The sequence below is a fragment of the Micromonospora sp. NPDC049645 genome (assembly GCF_040675155.1).
Taxonomy (GTDB): Bacteria; Actinomycetota; Actinomycetes; order Mycobacteriales; family Micromonosporaceae; genus Micromonospora.
Window position 1 is genome coordinate 135007 of record NZ_JBFAOI010000009.1, and the last position, 17077, is coordinate 152083.

14 protein-coding genes are annotated in these 17077 nt (G+C 71.0%); 3 read left to right on the top strand and 11 right to left on the bottom strand.

All coding sequences use genetic code 11. The features are described 5' to 3' along the window. Positions 1-58 precede the first annotated feature (58 nt). A complete protein-coding gene (locus AB0J33_RS21065) occupies positions 59-655 on the bottom strand; it encodes a hypothetical protein (RefSeq protein WP_363615699.1) in 597 nt (198 codons plus the stop codon). Between the two features lie 119 nt (positions 656-774). On the opposite strand from AB0J33_RS21065, the gene AB0J33_RS21070 reads away from it, so the two are divergent. Then, a complete protein-coding gene (locus AB0J33_RS21070; RefSeq protein WP_363615700.1) occupies positions 775-2262 on the top strand; it encodes a protein kinase in 1488 nt (495 codons plus the stop codon). A 27-nt stretch (positions 2263-2289) separates the two neighbouring features. Here AB0J33_RS21070 and AB0J33_RS21075 read toward each other — a convergent pair whose 3' ends face one another. The 3 genes from AB0J33_RS21075 to AB0J33_RS21085 all read right to left on the bottom strand — a co-directional run bounded on the left by AB0J33_RS21075 (position 2290) and on the right by AB0J33_RS21085 (position 4082). Beyond that, on the bottom strand, positions 2290-2826 hold the full coding sequence (locus AB0J33_RS21075; protein WP_363615701.1) for a hypothetical protein: 537 nt from the start codon (positions 2824-2826) through the stop codon (positions 2290-2292). After that, positions 2823-3362 carry an RNA polymerase sigma factor gene (locus tag AB0J33_RS21080; protein ID WP_363615702.1) on the bottom strand — a complete coding sequence of 180 codons (540 nt, stop codon included), beginning with the start codon at positions 3360-3362 and terminating at the stop codon, positions 2823-2825. The genes AB0J33_RS21075 and AB0J33_RS21080 overlap by 4 nt, the downstream gene beginning before the upstream one ends. A gap of 99 nt (positions 3363-3461) precedes the next feature. Continuing rightward, entirely contained in the window at positions 3462-4082 is a 621-nt protein-coding gene (locus AB0J33_RS21085; RefSeq protein WP_363615703.1) for an L-threonylcarbamoyladenylate synthase, read from the bottom strand. 144 nt (positions 4083-4226) lie between these two features. Between AB0J33_RS21085 and dnaE the strand changes: the two genes are divergently transcribed. Continuing rightward, the gene (gene dnaE, locus AB0J33_RS21090) at positions 4227-7757 is read left to right on the top strand and encodes a DNA polymerase III subunit alpha (RefSeq protein WP_363615704.1); all 3531 of its coding nucleotides are present in this window, start codon (positions 4227-4229) and stop codon (positions 7755-7757) included. 45 nt (positions 7758-7802) lie between these two features. On the opposite strand, the gene abc-f is transcribed toward dnaE, so the two are convergent. The 4 genes from abc-f to AB0J33_RS21110 all read right to left on the bottom strand — a co-directional run bounded on the left by abc-f (position 7803) and on the right by AB0J33_RS21110 (position 12485). Beyond that, positions 7803-9440 carry a ribosomal protection-like ABC-F family protein gene (gene abc-f, locus AB0J33_RS21095; protein WP_363615705.1) on the bottom strand — a complete coding sequence of 546 codons (1638 nt, stop codon included), beginning with the start codon at positions 9438-9440 and terminating at the stop codon, positions 7803-7805. A gap of 469 nt (positions 9441-9909) precedes the next feature. After that, a complete protein-coding gene (locus tag AB0J33_RS21100) occupies positions 9910-10110 on the bottom strand; it encodes a hypothetical protein (protein WP_363615706.1) in 201 nt (66 codons plus the stop codon). Positions 10111-10206: 96 nt separating this feature from the next. Then, a complete protein-coding gene (locus tag AB0J33_RS21105) occupies positions 10207-10905 on the bottom strand; it encodes a response regulator (protein WP_363615707.1) in 699 nt (232 codons plus the stop codon). Continuing rightward, on the bottom strand, positions 10902-12485 hold the full coding sequence (locus AB0J33_RS21110) for a sensor histidine kinase (protein ID WP_363615708.1): 1584 nt from the start codon (positions 12483-12485) through the stop codon (positions 10902-10904). The genes AB0J33_RS21105 and AB0J33_RS21110 overlap by 4 nt, the downstream gene beginning before the upstream one ends. Positions 12486-12581: 96 nt before the next feature. On the opposite strand from AB0J33_RS21110, the gene AB0J33_RS21115 reads away from it, so the two are divergent. Beyond that, positions 12582-13967 carry a cation:dicarboxylase symporter family transporter gene (locus AB0J33_RS21115; protein WP_363615709.1) on the top strand — a complete coding sequence of 462 codons (1386 nt, stop codon included), beginning with the start codon at positions 12582-12584 and terminating at the stop codon, positions 13965-13967. 75 nt (positions 13968-14042) lie between these two features. Here AB0J33_RS21115 and AB0J33_RS21120 read toward each other — a convergent pair whose 3' ends face one another. The 3 genes from AB0J33_RS21120 to AB0J33_RS21130 all read right to left on the bottom strand — a co-directional run bounded on the left by AB0J33_RS21120 (position 14043) and on the right by AB0J33_RS21130 (position 17028). Further along, entirely contained in the window at positions 14043-15446 is a 1404-nt protein-coding gene (locus AB0J33_RS21120) for a hypothetical protein (protein WP_363615710.1), read from the bottom strand. A 224-nt stretch (positions 15447-15670) separates the two neighbouring features. Then, a complete protein-coding gene (locus AB0J33_RS21125; protein WP_363615711.1) occupies positions 15671-16543 on the bottom strand; it encodes a DUF4231 domain-containing protein in 873 nt (290 codons plus the stop codon). Positions 16544-16668: 125 nt separating this feature from the next. Further along, complete coding sequence (locus tag AB0J33_RS21130) at positions 16669-17028, bottom strand: hypothetical protein (protein ID WP_363615712.1); 360 nt, start codon at positions 17026-17028, stop codon at positions 16669-16671. Positions 17029-17077 lie beyond the last annotated feature (49 nt).

The following is a 17077-nucleotide window of genomic DNA, read 5'->3' on the forward strand; positions in this document are numbered from 1 at the left end:
GCCGATACGACGTGCGGGGCGCCCGGTCGACACCGGACGCCCCGCACCTGGGGAAAGATCAGCAGGACGGGCGCTGCCGGAAGTTCCGCTCGACGTAGCTGGCCGGGCCGACCTGGAAGTAGCCGACGCCGGGCCGGATCGGGTGCCCGGTGAACAACTCCACCCGTGACCCGACCCGGACCAGGTACGCCTCGGCGTCGCCCGCGTCGTTGCGGATCAGCGATCCCCGCCGGCCGTAGATCGTCTCCAACTCGGCGAAGGACATCCCGACCCTCGCGCCGGCGGGAGACTGCGGCGGGGCGGTGGCCGTACCGACCTCCACCAGCCGCCCGTCGCGGAAGGCCAGCAGCAGCACGCCGGCCCAGGAACCGGTCGCGCCGGCGTTCACCACCCCACCGCAGCCCTGCGCGGTCCAGTCGATGTGCCCGTTCGCGGTGAGCGCGGCCAGGCTGACACCGATCCGATACACGCCGGCGCCGGCGACGCTGAGCACCTGCGGGTGGCTGTGCCCGTCGGCGGTGGCGAGCGGGCCGCGCGCCGAGGCGGGTGCGGGTCCGCCGGCCGGCTGCGCCGCCGCCGGGCCCGCGACGGTCACCGGAACGAGCGTGCCGAGCGCCAGCGCGGCAGTGGTGAGCAGGATCGAGGGACGTGTCATGGTGCCTCCTTCGGTGATGGGTCTCCTGCCCTCTTAGTCACCGCGGCGGGGCCAACGGTTCGTCGGAATTTCCGCCGGCCGGGTCTACTGTGCAGAGAGACGCCGGCCGGAGGGACACGGTGACGGCACCACTGCGGATCGGCCCCTACGCCATCGAGCGACTGCTGGGCGTCGGGTCGTTCGCGACGGTCTGGCTGGGTTACGACCGGGTCCTCGACGCGCACGTGGCGATCAAGGTGCTGGCCGAGAACTGGAGCCACGACCTGCGGGTCCGGGAACGCTTCCTCGACGAGGCCCGGTTGCTGCGCCGGCTGGAGCACGAGCGGCTGATCCGGGTGCACGCCGTCGGTGAACTGCCCGACGGCCGGCCGTACGCGGTCCTGGCCTGGGCCGACGGGGGTAGCCTGCGCGACCGGCTGGCGGCCGGCGAAATCCCCGCGCCGACGGCGCTGTGGCTGCTCGGCGAGGTCTGCGCCGGGGTCGCGGTGCTGCACCGCCACGGCGTCGTGCACCGCGATCTCACCCCGGGCAACATCCTGTTCCGCTCCGCCGACCCCGGCGACGCCGAACGGGTGCTGATCGCCGATCTCGGCCTCGCCAAGGCGCTCGCCGCCGCCTCCGGGCTGACCGCCCGGGCCGGCACCCCCGGTTACATGGCGCCCGAGCAGGACGACCCGGGCGCGGTGGTCGACACCCGCGCCGACGTGTACGGGCTCGGCCGGCTCGGCATCCGGCTGCTGACCACCGACCCGGCCAGACCCGACCCGCCTCGGTGCGACCCGGACATCCGGCTACGCGACGGCGTGCCGCCGGCGGTCGCGGCGGTGCTCGCCCGGGCCACCGCCCACCACCCGGCGGACCGCCACCCCGACGCCGCGACCCTGCACGCCGCGTTGACCCGCGCCAGCCACACCGTGGGCCGGCCGATCGCGCCGGTCGGCGCAAGCGGGCCGGCGGGACGGTCGGCCGGCGGGAGCGGGCGCGGCCGGGCGGCGTTGGCCGCGTCGACCGGTCCCGTGCGGCAACAGCCGTCACCCCGACCCGTCGCCCGTCGCCCGTACCGGTTGCGGCTGGCCGGGGCGGTTGTGGTGGCCGCCGCCGTGCTGGCCGCGGTGGCCGCCGAGCCGGGTGGCGTCGGGTCGGGCCGGCCGGTCGGCGGCACGTACACGACCGGGCCGCTGACCGTCGCGTTGCCGCCCGGCTGGTCCGCCACGGGTGCCACCTGGGCCGGTCAGTACGGCGCCGACGGCGAACCCGATCCGGCGCTGGTGCTCTCGCCGCAACCCCGCCGCTGGGCCGCCGACCCCCGGGTGCCCGGCGCGTTCGTGGGCCTCTCGGCCAGCACGGCGACCCGCACCACACCGGCCGGCTTCCTCGCCGAGCGCGCGCACGGCGACTGCGTGCCCGCGCCGGCCCGCACCACGTCACCGGCGGGCCTCGAATGGACGGTGGTGGCGTACCACTGCGACCGGGGCCGGCCACAGATCGTGGAGTCGGCCGCCCTGCACCCCGGCCGACCCGCCCTGGTGTACGCGCAGATCACCCCGCCCGCGGGCAGCGGTCCCGACTTCGTGGACACCCTGCTCGGGGGCGTACGCCTGCGGTAGGTGCGGGGCGCTGCGCCGATCCACGGGCTAGCGGACCACCACGGTGATGGTGTGCTCCCGGCCCTCCTTGGGGATCGTCACGGCGACGGTGCCGGGGCGGACGAAGCGGATGTCCACCACCCCCGCCTCGTACTGCTGGGAGACCAGCTCCGGACGGTCCACGGTGACGAGCCCCGGCCCGATGCCCTGGATCCGCAGCACGGCGCCGGTGGCGAAGCAGAGCGATTTCAGCAGCTCGATCTCGGTGTCGGCGAGCGGCAGGTCGTAGCGGACCGCGCCCTGGCAGGCCGGGGTCGCTTCGGTTGGTGGGGGAGTCGTCCGGGGCGTACCCCTTGTCCTGGTGGGTGGGGGCGGCGCCGGGAACGGGCGCGCGCCGGTCGGCGGTGGTCGGGACGGCGACGCGGTGGGCGCGGGGCTCGGGGAGGCCGCGGCGGGCGTCGGCGTCGAACGGGTCGGGCCGGGCGGTTGGACGGGCAGCGGCGAGACGGCGTCGTCGCCGCAGCCGGCGACCCCCACGGTGGCCGCGAGGACGACGACGAGCCGGCGGAGCGACGTGGGGGTCATTCGGCGCCGAGCCGTTGCCGGACCTGCCGCCGGGCCAGGTGCAACCGGGATTTCACCGTGCCCACGGGCAGGTCGAGCAGGGCGGCGATCTCGGGGTAGCTCAGCCCGAGGACGTCGCGCAGGGCCACCACCTCGGCGTGCTCGGGGTGCACCGAGTCGAAGGCGTCGAGCAGGTCGAGGCGGGTGCCCGCGACCACGCTGGTCCGTCGGGGGTCCGCCTGCTCGGGCACCGGTACGCCGCCCGCCTCCAGTCGGCAGCGGCGGCGCAGCGTGCGGTACGTGGAGCGGGCCCGGTTGGCGGTCAGCCGGTGCAGCCAGGTGCGGAACGAGGAGCGTCCCTCGAACCGGGTGATGCCGTTGGCGAGCGCGAGCAGGGTGTCCTGGCAGGCTTCCTCGGCGTCCTCCCGGTTGGGCAGGAACCGGGCGCACAGCCGCAGCACCTCCGGGCGCACCGCGACCAGCAGGGCGTCCCGTGCGGCCGGGTCGCCGAGCGCGGCGGACCGGGCCAGGGCGTCGATGTCGTCCGGGTCGGGCATGCCGGGTGTCCAATGCTCGCCGGTGCCGATCCCTGAGCGTACGACCGGTACGGCCGGCGCGGGCCCGTACCGTCCGGCACCCGACGCGAAACCGGCCCGCTACTCGAAGCGGGACACGTCCCCGGCGCCCTGGCGCAGGATCTCCGGCTCGGGCCCGGACAGGTCGATCACCGTCGTCGGCTCCTTGCCGCAGTCGCCGGCGTCGAGCACCGCGTCGAGCTGGTGGTCGAGCCGCTCCTTGATCTCCCAGCCCTGGGTCATCGGCTCGTCGTCGCCGGGCAGGACCAGCGTGCTGGACACCAGCGGCTCGGCCAACTCGGCCAGCAACGCCTGGGTGACGGTGTGCCGGGGCACCCGCACGCCGACGGTCCGCTTCTTCGGGTGCAGCATCCGGCGGGGCACCTCCCGGGTGGCCGGCAGGATGAAGGTGTAGCTGCCCGGGGTGGACGCCTTGACCAGCCGGAAGACCGAGTTGCTGATCTGGACGAACTGGCCGAGCTGCGCGAAGTCGCGGCAGACCAGGGTGAAGTGGTGCCGATCGTCGAGGTGCCGGATCTGCCGGATCCGGTCCAGCCCGTCCTGGTTGCCCAGCTGGATGCCGAGCGCGTAGCAGGAGTCGGTCGGATAGGCGACCAGCCCACCGCCGCGGATCAGGTCGGCGACCTGGCCGATGATCCGGGGCTGGGGGTTCTCCGGGTGTACGTCGTAGTACCTCGCCATGCTCCGAGACTAGGCGCAGGCGAGGGCGATCAGGAGACGAGGGCCACCCTCGGCGCGGACGGTGGAGCCGCCGAGATCACCTCGGTAGGGTAGGTCCCGGTCGACTCCGACCAACAAGATCCACACCGCCGGGGGGCGCCACGCATGGCTGATTCGTTCGCGCATCTGCACGTGCACACCGAGTACTCGATGCTCGACGGAGCGGCCCGACTGAAGGACCTGTTCGCCGAGGCCAAGCGGCTCGGCATGCCCGCCGTGGCGATCACCGACCACGGCAACATGCACGGCGCGAACGACTTCTACAACCAGGCGATGGCCGCCGGGATCACCCCGATCCTGGGCGTCGAGGCGTACGTGGCGCCGGAGTCGCGCTATCACAAGGCGCGGGTCAAGTGGGGTCGCCCGGAGCAGAAGAGCGACGACATCTCCGGTAACGGCGCGATCACCCACAAGACCATGTGGGCGCGCAACGCGCAGGGCCTGAAGAACCTCTTCACCCTCAACTCGCGCGCGTCCATGGAGGGGCACTACGTCAAGTGGCCCCGGATGGACATGGAGCTGATCGCCGAGCACGCCGAGGGGATCATGGCCACCACCGGCTGCCCGTCCGGCGCGGTGCAGACCCGGCTGCGGCTGGGCCAGTTCGACGAGGCCCTCAAGGTCGCCGCCAGCTACCAGGACATCTTCGGCAAGGACAACTACTTCCTGGAGATCATGGATCACGGCCTCTCCATCGAGAGCCGGGTCCGCGAGGGGCTCACCGAGATCGCCCGCAAGCTGGACATCCCGCCGGTGGTCACGAACGACTCGCACTACACCCACGAGGCGCAGGCCACCGCCCACGACGTGCTGCTCTGCGTGCAGACCGGCAGCAACATCGACGACCCCAACCGGTTCCGGTTCGAGGGCGGCGGCTACTTCATCAAGAGCGCCGACCAGATGCGCGCGGTGGACTCGTCCGAGCTGTGGCAGGAGGGCTGCCGCAACACCCTGCTGGTCGCCGAGAAGGTCGACCCGGCCGGGATGTTCGAGTTCCACAACCTGATGCCGCGCTTCCCGGTGCCCGAGGGGGAGACCGAGGAGTCCTGGTTCCGCAAGGAGACCTTCGCCGGCCTGGGCCGCCGCTACCCCAACGGCATCCCGGAGGGGCACGTCGTCCAGGCCGAGTACGAGCTGGGCGTCATCAACCAGATGGGCTTCCCGTCCTACTTCCTGGTGGTCGCCGACTTCATCCAGTGGGCGAAGAACCAGGGCATCGCGGTGGGTCCGGGCCGTGGTTCGGCCGCCGGCTCGCTCGTCGCGTACGCGCTGGGCATCACCGACCTGGACCCGATCCAGCACGGCCTGATCTTCGAGCGGTTCCTCAACCCCGAGCGGGTCTCGATGCCCGATGTCGACATCGACTTCGACGAGCGTCGGCGCGGCGAGGTGATCAAGTACGTCACGGACAAGTGGGGTGACGACAAGGTCGCCCAGATCGCCACCTTCGGCACGATCAAGGCGAAGGCCGCGATCAAGGACTCGGCCCGGGTGCTCGGCTTCCCGTACGCGGTCGGCGACCGGATCACCAAGGCGATGCCGCCGGCGGTGATGGGCAAGGACATCCCGCTCACCGGCATCTTCGACAACAAGCACCCCCGCTACGCCGAGGCGGGCGAGATCCGCGGCCTGTACGACTCCGACCCGGACGTCCGCAAGGTCATCGACACGGCGAAGGGCATCGAGGGGCTGATCCGGCAGACCGGTGTGCACGCCGCCGGCGTCATCATGTCCGCCGAGCCGATCATCGAGCACATCCCGTTGATGCGCCGCGACGCCGACGGGGCGATCATCACGCAGTTCGACTACCCGACGTGCGAGTCGCTCGGGCTGCTGAAGATGGACTTCCTCGGCCTGCGCAACCTGACGATCATCGACGACGCGGTCAAGAACATCGAGCTGAACCACGGCCGGAAGCTCGACCTGCTGGCCCTGCCGCTTGACGACAAGGCCGCGTACGAGCTGCTGGCCCGCGGCGACACCCTGGGCGTGTTCCAGCTCGACGGTGGGCCGATGCGGTCACTGCTGCGGTTGATGAAGCCGGACAACTTCGAGGACATCTCCGCCGTCCTGGCCCTGTACCGGCCCGGCCCGATGGGCGTCGACTCGCACACCAACTACGCGCTGCGCAAGAACGGCCTCCAGGAGATCACGCCGATCCACCCGGAGCTGGAGGAGCCGCTGCGGGAGATCCTGGCGCCCACCCACGGCCTGATCGTCTACCAGGAGCAGGTGCAGCGCGCCGCGCAGATCCTCGCCGGCTACACCCTTGGTCAGGCGGACCTGCTGCGCCGGGCCATGGGTAAGAAGAAGAAGGAGATCCTCGACAAGGAGTTCATCCCGTTCCGGGACGGCTGCCGCGAGCGCGGCTACTCCGACGAGGCGATCCAGGCCGTGTGGGACGTGCTGGTGCCGTTCGCCGGGTACGCCTTCAACAAGGCGCACTCCGCCGCGTACGGTCTGGTCTCCTACTGGACCGCGTACCTGAAGGCGCACTACCCGGCCGAGTACATGGCCGGGTTGCTGACCAGCGTCGGCGACGACAAGGACAAGATGGCGCTCTACCTGTCCGAGTGTCGCCGGATGCGCATCCAGGTGCTGCCGCCGGACGTGAACACCTCGGCCGGGCCGTTCACCCCGGTCGGCAAGGACATCCGCTTCGGCCTGGCCGCCGTGCGCAACGTCGGCGCGAACGTGGTCGCCTCGATCATGCGGTGCCGGGAGGAGAAGGGCGAGTACGCCGACTTCTACGACTTCCTGTCCAAGGTGGACGCGGTGGTCTGCAACAAGAAGACAATCGAATCGCTGATCAAGGCGGGCGCGTTCGACTCGCTCGACCACCCCCGCAAGGGTCTGCTCGCGGTGCACGCCGACGCCATCGACGCGTACGCCGACGTCAAGCGCAAGGAGGCCGTCGGCCAGTACGACCTGTTCGGCGCCGGCTTCGGTGACGCCGACACCGGCAGCACCACGGTGATGCCGACCATCGGTGACGGCGAGTGGGACAAGCGCGACAAACTGGCCTTCGAACGGGAGATGCTCGGCCTGTACGTGTCCGACCACCCGCTGTTCGGTCTGGAGCACATCCTCAACGCGGCGGCCGACACCACCATCGCCGCGTTGGCCGAGGAGGGCGCGGTGCCCGACGGCGCGGTCGTCACCCTGGCCGGCATCCTCTCCGGGGTGCAGCGCCGGGTCACCAAGCAGGGCCGGGCCTGGGCATCGGCCACCCTGGAGGACCTGGCCGGTGGGGTGGAGACGCTGTTCTTCCCCAACACCTACGAGGTGATCGGCCAGTACATCGCCGAGGACGCCATCGTGGTGGTCAAGGGGCGGGTGGACCGCCGCGACGACACCCCACGGATCATGGCGATGGACATGTCCATGCCGGACGTCAGCACCAGCGCCACCAACAAGCCGGTCACCCTCACCATCCCGGTGCACCGGTGCACCCCACCGCTTGTGGAGCGCCTCAAGGAGACGCTGGTGCTGCACCCCGGCGACACCGAGGTGCACGTCAAACTGCTCAACGGCGGGCGTACCACCACCCTGCGGCTGGGTCCGTTCCGGGTGGCGGCGACGACCGCGCTGATGGGTGACCTGAAGAGCGTCCTCGGCCCGGCCAACGTGAGCTGACCCGGGCCGTGGCCCGGCCGGCGTGCGCCGGCCGGGCCGCCCGGCTCAACCCCGGTCGGGGGCGCTGATCTCCCGCAGCCGGCCGTCGGCCAGTCGCAGCCAGCGCTGCACGCCGATCTCGGCGAGGAACCGTTCGTCGTGGCTGACCACCACGAACGCCCCCTGGTACGCCGACAGCGCGCTCTCCAACTGGGCGACGCTGACCAGGTCCAGGTTGTTCGTCGGTTCGTCGAGCAGCAGCAGTTGCGGCGCCGGCTCGGCGCAGAGCACACACGCGAGGGTGGCGCGCAGCCGTTCACCCCCGGAGAGCACCCCGACCGGCAGGTTCACCCGCGAACCTCGGAACAGGAACCGGGCCAGCAGGTTCATCCGCCGCGCGTCCGGCAGGCTCGGCGCGTACGCGGCGAAGTTCTCCGCCACCGTGCGGTCGAGGTCCAACAGGTCCAGCCGCTGCGACAGGTACGCGATCCGCCCGTCGCCGCGCTTCAGCTCACCGCCGGACGGTTGCAGGTCACCCTGGACCACACGCAGCAGGGTGGACTTGCCGACGCCGTTCGCGCCGGTGAGCGCGATCCGTTCCGGACCCCGGATCACCAGGTCGGCTCCGTCGCCGCCGAACAGCTCCCGATCGTCGAAGCGGGCCCGCATCCCCTGGCCGGAGAAGACGGTGCGGCCGGCCGGGACGGTGGTGTCCGGCAGGTCGACGGTGATCCGGTCCTCGTCGCGTACCGCCCGCCCCGCCTCGTCGAGTCGGGCCTTGGCCTGCCCGAGCCGCCCGGCGTGCGTCTCCTGCGCCTTCCCCGCGGACTCCTGCGCGCTGCGCTTGAGCCCGCCGGCGACGATCCGGGCCAGCCCGGCGTTCTTCAGGTTCTTGGCGGCGTTGCTGGCCCGCCGGTCGGCGCGTTCCCGGGCCTGCTGCATCTCCCGCTTCTCCCGCTTGACCTCCTGCTCGGCGTTGCGCAGGTTGCTCTCGGCCACCTCCCGCGCCGCCTGCACCGCCTCGGTGTACGCGGTGAAGTTGCCCCCGTACCAGCGGATCTCCCCCCGGTCCAGCTCGGCGATGCGGTCCATCCGGTCCAGCAGCTCCCGGTCGTGGCTGACCAGCAGCAGACAGCCGGACCAGTCGGTGAGGACGTCGTAGAGCTTGTGCCTTGCCTCCAGGTCCAGGTTGTTCGTCGGCTCGTCGAGCAGCAGCACGTTCGGGCGGCGGAGCAGTTGCGCCGCCAGGCCGAGAGAGACGACCTGACCGCCGCTGAGAGTGTGCAGCCGGCGGTCGAGGGACAGCTCACCCAGGCCGAGCCGGTCCAACTCCGAGCGGGTGCGCTCCTCGATGTCCCAGTCGTCGCCGATGGTGGCGAAGTGTTCCTCGCTGGCGTCGCCGGCTTCGATGGCGTGCAGCGCCGCGACCCGCTCGGCCACGCCCAGCACCTGCGCCACGGTCAGGTCACCGGCCAGGGGCAGCGTCTGCGGGAGGTAGCCGAGCAGGCCGTCGACGGTGACGCTGCCGCCGCTGGGCCGCAGCTCCCCGGCGATCAGCCGCAGCAGGGTGCTCTTGCCGGCGCCGTTCGGCGCGACCAGGCCGGTGCGACCGCCGGGGACGGTGAAGGACAGTTCCGAGAAGACCGGGGTGTCGTCCGGCCAGGAGAAGGAGAGATTCGAGCAGACGATGAACGCATCAGACATGCGAGTGACCTCAGAGGGTGGGGTGGGCGCGCCTCAGCCGCCCGACGACAACGGGAACCGGTGGAACGACGTCATGGCCCCGGCGGCTGCGCAGGACGCGCGCCGAACCGATGGCCGAACACATCCGGTCTCACCCGGAGATGTCGTCGTCACCCGCCATGTCTGGTCTCCCTGGTCGTGCCACTAACCCAACCCGCCCAGTCTAACAACGGATCTTCACCCCGCCACCGGGTTCCCGGTCAGGCGCCGCTTCCCTCGTGTCGGACGGCAAATCCGGTTCCCGAACGCCACTGCGCGAGATCAGCCAGCTTGCGCGGCCCCCAGCTGCGCAGTGCCGTCCACCTGGTCAGCTCTCCGAGCGTCACGAAGGTGATGCAGAGGGTCTTACCGGCCAGGCGGGCACGGAGACGTTCAGGTAGCCTCCCGCGGAGGATTGCTGAAGCTACGTCGGTGTCCAGGACGATGAGGCTCATGCGGCACCGGCCCGCCGAGAGGCGTACAGGTCGGCGAGGAACTCGTCCAGTTCGTCGTCCGACTCGAACAGACCCGGACGAGCCAGGTCGTCCACGGAGGCGATCGGCTGGATCCCCTGACGCCGGGCCAACTCCTCGGCTGGCACGTGCTCAGCCGTCGGCCATTCGGGCATCTGTTCGGCGTGGCTAGACGTCACGGCTCGCTCCTGCGCATCGGGTCGCCCGCAATTTTTCCACTTCCGACATCGATGGACGGCATCTCTCCCCAATGTCGGGGTGAAAGTGTGTACTGCTCAGCGGGGGCGGTACTCGACCTCGGGGCGGCCGGGGGTGCCGTAGCGGGGGGTGCGGGCGGCCCGGTCGACGGTGACCAGGTACTCCAGGTAGCGGCGGGCGGTCACCCGGGAGATTCCGGTCAACGCGCTCACCTCGGTGGCGGACAGTCCGACCTCCGCGCGGGTCCCGTCGGTGAGGGCGGCGCGTACCCGATCGAGGGTCTGCGCGTCGAGCCCCTTGGGCAGGCTGTGCCCGGCGGTGCCGCGCAGGGTGGCGAACATCTGATCCACCTCGTGCTGGGCGGCGACCTCACCGTCGGCGAGCGCCTGGGCGCGGTAGTCGGCGTACCGCTCCAGCTTGTCGCGGAACGCGGCGAACGTGAACGGTTTGAGCAGGTAGTGGGTCACCCCGAGGGACACCGCGGTGCGTACCACCGCGAGGTCCCGCGCGGACGTCACCGCGAGCACGTCGACGCTGCTGCCGGCCGCGCGCAGCGCCCGGCAGACGTCCAGGCCGTGCAGGTCGGGCAGCCGAAAATCAAGGAGTACGAGGTCCACGTCGCCGCCGCCGCCCGCGCGCAGGGCCGCCATCGCCGCCCGTGCGGTGTGCGCCACCCCGACCACCACGAAACCGGGAACCCGTTCGGTGTACGCGCTGTGCGCCTCGGCCAGCAGCGGCTCGTCCTCGACGACCAGCACCCGGATGTCGGTCGTCACCGCTCGACCCGGCCCGGTAGTCGGACGGTGAACAGGCTGCCGCCGTCGTCCGAGCGACCCACCTCGGCGCTGCCGCCGTGCCGGCGGACCACCTGCCCGACCAGCGCCAGGCCGAGACCCCGCCCGGTGCTCTTGGTGGACCAGCCGCGCCGGAACGCGTCGGTGACCCGCTCCGGGGCCAGCCCGGGGCCGCTGTCGGCGACCCGCACCAGCAGTTCGTCGTCGACCTCCCCGACGAAGACCCGTACCCGGCGTGGCGCCGGCGTGCCGGCCACCGCCTCCAGGGCGTTGTCGACCAGGTTGCCGACCACGGTGAGCAGGTCGCCGGCCGGCAGTGGACTGTCGTCGAGGCGGCAGTCCGGCTCGATGACCAGGTCCACCCCGCGTTCGCCGGCCTGCGCCGACTTGCCGAGCAGCAGCGCGGCCAACGCCGGCTCGGTCACCGCGCCGACCACCCGGTCGGTCAGTTGCTGGGCGAGGGCCAGATCACGGGTGCCGAGCCGGAGAGCCTCGTCGGCGCGGCCCAACTCGACCAGGGTCAGCACGGTGTGCAACCGGTTGGCCGACTCGTGGGTCTGCGCCTGCAACGCCTCGGTCAGCGCGCGTACCGAATCCAACTCACTGGCCAGCGTGCGCAGCTCGGTCTGGTCGCGCAGGGTCAGCACGGTGCCGAGCACCGTGCCCTCGAAGCGGGTGGTGCGCTGGTTGGCGACGAGCACCCGGTCACCGGCGAGGATCGGCTCGTCGCGGGCGTCACGCGCGGAACCGAGCAGGTCGGCCACCGCCGGCGGCAGGTCGATACCGGCCACCGGCTGGTCGATCACCGGTGCGTCCGCGTCGAGCCCCAGCAGCCGACGCCCCTCGTCGTTGACCAGCGCCATCCGCCGATCGGTGGTCAGCACGACCAGCCCTTCGCGGACCGAGTGCAGAACGGCGTCGTAGTACTCGTACATCCGGGTCATCTGCGCCGGCCCCAGACCGTGGGTCTGGCGACGCAGCCGGCGGCTGAGCAGCCAGGAGCCGGTCGCGGCGAGCGCCAGGGCCGGTGCGGCCACCCCGAACAGCACCGGCAACTGGCCGAGCAGCTTACGGTCGATCGCGCGGGTGGTGATGCCCACCGAGACCAGTCCGACGATGCGCTGCTGCTCGTCGTACACCGGAACGACCGCGCGCACCGACTCGCCGAGCGTTCCGACGTTGGTGGTGGTGAACGGGCGGCCCGCCAGGGCGGGGCCGATCTCGCCCACGAACGGCTCGCCGATCCGGTCCCGCGTCGGGTGGGAGAAACGGGTGCGGTCGGGGGCCATCACCACCACGAAGTCGGTGCCCGTCGCCTTGCGGGTCGATTCGGCGTACGGCTGCAGGAGGCTGGCCGGGTCGGCGGCGCTGAGGGCCGCGCGGACGTCGGGGGAGCCGGCCACGGTCTGCGCCACCGCGAGCACCTCGTCCTGCGCGGCCTGGCGGGAGTCGCTGCGGGCCAGCCAGACGGCGCCCGCCGCGCCGGCCAGCACGAGCAGCGTCACCACCACCGCCTGGAGGGCGAAGAGTTGCCCGGCGATGCTCCACTGACGTCGGGCCATGCTCGTCACCTCCTCGTCGCGCCGCCCTGGTGGTGTTGCGGTGAACAGAATGACCGCAAGGCTGTCAACCTGTGAGACGCGCTTCACATTGTCGACATGGACTCCACCGCATCCGCCACCACCCCGGCACCGGCGGTCCGCCGGGACCGTACCCGTTACCTGTATCTCGCCGTCATCGTGGCCGTGGTCGCCGGCATCGTGGTCGGCCTGGTCGCACCCGATTTCGGCAAGGAACTCAAGCCGATCGGCACCGGCTTCGTCAACCTGATCAAGATGATGATCAGCCCGGTCATCTTCTGCACCATCGTGCTCGGCGTGGGCTCCGTCCGGCAGGCCGCGAAGGTCGGCAGGGTCGGCGGCCTGGCCCTCGGCTACTTCCTGACCATGTCGACCGTCGCGCTCGCCATCGGCCTGGTCGTCGGCAACATGATCCACCCCGGTTCGGGCCTCGACCTCGGCCAGGACCTCGCCGGCTCCGGCAAGGCCGCCGCCGGCGACGAGGCCGCCGGTACGGCGGACTTCCTGCTCGGGATCATCCCGACGACGCTGCTCTCCTCGCTCACCGAGGGCAAGGTGCTCCAGACGCTGTTGGTCGCCCTGCTGGTCGGTTTCGCCGTCCAGGCCCTGGGGCGGCGGGGTGAGCCGGTGCTCAGCGCCATCACCGTCATCCAGCGGGTCGTCTTCAAGGTCCTCGCCATGATCATGTGGCTGGCCCCGATCGGCGCGTTCGGCGCGATGGCCGCTGTGGTCGGCGCGACCGGCGTGGACGCCCTCAAGAGCCTCGCCCAGATCATGGTCGGCTTCTACGTCACCTGTCTGATCTTCGTGCTGGTGTTCCTGGGCGCGCTGCTGTGGTTCGTGGCCCGCATCTCGATCTTCTCGCTGCTGCGTTACCTGGGTCGGGAGTTCCTGCTGATCCTGTCCACCTCGTCCTCGGAGTCGGCGCTGCCGCGGCTGATCGCCAAGATGGAGCACTTCGGCGTGAGCAAGCCGGTCGTCGGCATCACCGTGCCGACCGGCTACTCGTTCAACCTGGACGGCACGGCGATCTACCTGACCATGGCGTCGCTGTTCATCGCCGACGCGCTGGGCAAGCCCTTGGCCGTCGGCGAGCAGGTCTCGCTGCTGCTGTTCATGATCATCGCGTCGAAGGGTGCCGCCGGGGTCACCGGCGCCGGGCTGGCCACGCTGGCCGGCGGCCTCCAGTCGCACCGGCCCGACCTCGTCGACGGGGTGGGGCTGATCGTCGGCATCGACCGGTTCATGTCGGAGGCCCGCGCGTTGACCAACTTCGCCGGAAACGCGGTGGCGACCGTGCTGGTGGGCACCTGGACCGGGGAGTTCGACCGGGATCGGGCGGTCGGGGTGCTGCGCGGCGACGACCCGTTCGACGAGGCCACGATGGTCGACGAGCACGACGACGAGGACGAGTCCGCCACGCGCCCCGGCGAGGCGGCAACCTCGGTAGGGGCGCCGGCCTGATTTGCGAAAAAGTAACCGTCCGAGGCGCGGCGGCGAGCGCCGGCGCGCCTCGGACAGGACGAAAATGTGTGTGCCCTACCTGCCTGTGCGCGGGCGCTCCGCCGTCGAGGTCGGGGGCCGCTCGCCGTCCGGAAGCCTGCGCCGTTGCGGATCCCGCCTTCTGGTGGCCCAAAACACGCCGGTGACCGCGACTACTCCCACGGTCAAGGCCACCGCGCCCGTCCGGACCGGGTCGGTGCTGTCGAAGCCCTGAATCAGGCTGGCGATGCCCGTTGTCGTGCCGACGGTGAAGCCAATCTCGTTTCGGATCGATACGGCGCGAGTATCGGAGTCCACGGAAGATCGCCGGTCGACAGGTGGCGCCGGATCCACCAGGGCCGCTGGTGCCGGCGTCCGAGGGATGGGTGCTCTGGCGGTAGGAATCGCGACCGCTGGTGATGCTTCGTCACGACCGTCGTTCGAACCGGTAGCGGTGTCGAGCGACCGTTCAGGCATGCACGTTGCGTCCCTGCCAGCCTCCGGGGACTGGGCGGACGTCGCTGCCGGGCCGGCGATCCGGGGCATGGTGTTTGGGAACGAGGCGGCGAGACTAGGATCTACCGCCCCGCGGCTGCGGCGGAGAAGAGCCCTCAAGGGCAGCATCACGGCCAGTACGCAGACCATGACGAGGGAAGACAGCCCGAGGTATACCACCAACGTCTCCGCGACCCGGCCCATCCCATCGACGCTGTTGGAAGCAGCGCTGCTGCCCGCGGTGCTGAGCTGCATGAGGATGGTCAGGCCAGCAACGATTCCGTGCGTCCAGTAGACCGCCCGTTGACCTCCGCGCCCAGTTATCACCCATTCCGCCCAGGCACCCGGCGCTCGGAACACCACTGCTGCGCACAGGGTGGCGAAAAAGTCGACCCCCACGGCGGTGTCGTCCGCCGCCGGTGTCAACGAGACGATGAGGATCGTCACCGTCGTCACCAACACGCCGTTGAGCTGCCAGGCAGATCTGCTCGGTCGGCGCCTTCGGTGGACACTGCGGTAAGGATTCTGGAGTCGGCGCACAAATACGTACAACGCGACGAGCGGAAGCAGCACGAAGGCGGTGGCAAGGTATCCAGTGGCAGCCAACGCGAAGCCGGTCATCACCACCTGGTCACTTGCCTGGGAAGAAGCTTCGGGGGAGTCGCCCAGCGAGACCAGCAGGCCGAAGCCTGCGGCCAGAGCATGCGAGACCAGCACCGCACGGGCCCGCCCTCGTCGTACCAGATGCCAGTCTGCCAAGGCGGCCGGTGCGCGGGCCAGGAGCACGAACAGCACGGCGGCCGACGCGTTGGTGGCCAGAGAGGTGTCCTGCTCCGAACGCAGAGCCGGTGTCAGGATGCCAGCTCCGCCACCGACCACAGCCGCGTTGAGGATCAGCCACGTCGGGGTCTCGCCAAGGCGGGGGAGCCATTGGCGGCGTGCTGACTCCACCGGGTGCGGGTTCACGAGACGCATTGTTACCTACGGCCATTGATGCTGTGGTCCGACACCTGGATGCAGAGCAGAGCCGAGCGGCCCGTGCCAGCCTCTGTTCGCCCCGCTGTCGGTGACCCTGCACAGGCAAACAAGTGGTCCGTCCGTCCGAGCACCGATCGGAGCTCCGGCCTCAGTGCTGCACCGACGCATCCTCGGCCGGAGGCGGTGAGCTTTCTGCGGTAGGCGACCAGGCGTTAGCGTCGGCGTGCGCGCCACATCGTGTGTTCCCGGGAAATCGCGGTCTCCGTGTCGTTCACGAAGCGCGACAGCTCCGCCTCCGAGCTGATCCGGGTGGCGAGCGATCCCATGGCGGCAAGCTCCTGACTCGCCAGGGCGTACGCGGTCGCCACCGCGCCGTGTTGTCGCGTCTGCGTCCAGGCCGCGCCGGCGGCGACCGCTGCGGCGGCCACTCCGAGCAGGTCGAGGTTGGTCAGTCCGGCGGCCCTCGCCACGGCCAGGGTCACACCGACTATCTCCAGGACGAGCATGCCGACCGACCAGCGGGTCGCCCGCGCGCGGTTCGACAGTGACCGCGCGGCGTACCAGGCTCGCTGGCTTTCGAGACGGCCGGTCAGGTACGCCGCTCGGCGGTCCGCGAGGGAGGCGGAGCGCAGGGCCCGCATTCCTTCCGTGATCTGTTGCCCCGCCACCGCGGGAGCGGCCAGCCCCGCGGCTGACATGTCTCTGGTCAATCCCAAGAGTCGGTTGGTGAATTCGTCGACGCTGTCCGAATCGTCTTGCGATCGGGGAAAGGGATCCGCCGCGACGGAGAATCGCCACGTGAGCGATTTGATGGATTCGGAGAGGGCCCTTCCGACGTACCACCGTTCGTTGGGGCGATTGGTGAGAAGGAAGACCTCGACGACCGAGGTGGCGGCGAACGCGCCCGCGGCGAGCGCCGGGCCCAGGGTGAAATCGTCGAGCTTCCAGGTGGCGACACCCGCGACTGCGGCCACCAGGAGCAGGGACAGCCGTAGCGCGATCAGGGTTGCGTAGACGTGTTGACCGCGTTGCGACTCGTACGACACGGCACGCTGAAACGGGGGAAGATCCTCGGCGTTCAGCATGTCGGTGACCTCTCGACGGAGCGTCCAGGGCGTCGGCGGGGTGATCAGCGCTGCCGGCGGGCAGTCGGTACGCAGGCTGTAGACAGTAGACGCTGCCGTCCACCCCACCGCCCGAGCGCGCGAGGCTAGGGCGCGCCGCTCTTGTCGCAGGGGACGCCGATGCCGAGGTCGACGCGCTCGTCCTGGCCGTTTGACGTGACGATCAGCGGTACGCAGGCGGCCTGCGCGACCCAGGTGCCGCCGACGAAGGCCATCCACTGGGCCGGCCCATCATCCGGGGCGCAGGCGTGCACCGTGGCGGTCGCCGCGGGCGTGCCGGTGCCACCCCATCCGAGCCAGGCCCTACCCTGCCAGCCGGGTGCCAGCCGTAGGTCGACGATCCGGCCGGCGCGGACGACGAGCCCCCATTTGGCGAACAGTCGCGCCGCCGGATCGGCCTCCCCGGCCTGCTCCACCGACAACACGGGGGCGTCGGGCACTGCCACGTCCTCTCCCACCAACCGGTAGCCCGTCGGCGGCGCCGGCAAGGTATCG

Bases quoted from the DNA above. Each gene is read 5' to 3' on its own strand.
- AB0J33_RS21075 (WP_363615701.1), bottom strand. From the start codon at position 2,826: ATGACCCCCACGTCGCTCCGCCGGCTCGTCGTCGTCCTCGCGGCCACC.
- dnaE (WP_363615704.1), top strand. From the start codon at position 4,227: ATGGCTGATTCGTTCGCGCATCTGCACGTGCACACCGAGTACTCGATG.
- AB0J33_RS21085 (WP_363615703.1), bottom strand. From the start codon at position 4,082: ATGGCGAGGTACTACGACGTACACCCGGAGAACCCCCAGCCCCGGATC.
- AB0J33_RS21080 (WP_363615702.1), bottom strand. From the start codon at position 3,362: ATGCCCGACCCGGACGACATCGACGCCCTGGCCCGGTCCGCCGCGCTC.
- AB0J33_RS21125 (WP_363615711.1), bottom strand. From the start codon at position 16,543: ATGCTGAACGCCGAGGATCTTCCCCCGTTTCAGCGTGCCGTGTCGTAC.
- AB0J33_RS21110 (WP_363615708.1), bottom strand. From the start codon at position 12,485: ATGGCCCGACGTCAGTGGAGCATCGCCGGGCAACTCTTCGCCCTCCAG.
- AB0J33_RS21065 (WP_363615699.1), bottom strand. From the start codon at position 655: ATGACACGTCCCTCGATCCTGCTCACCACTGCCGCGCTGGCGCTCGGC.
- abc-f (WP_363615705.1), bottom strand. From the start codon at position 9,440: ATGTCTGATGCGTTCATCGTCTGCTCGAATCTCTCCTTCTCCTGGCCG.
- AB0J33_RS21115 (WP_363615709.1), top strand. From the start codon at position 12,582: ATGGACTCCACCGCATCCGCCACCACCCCGGCACCGGCGGTCCGCCGG.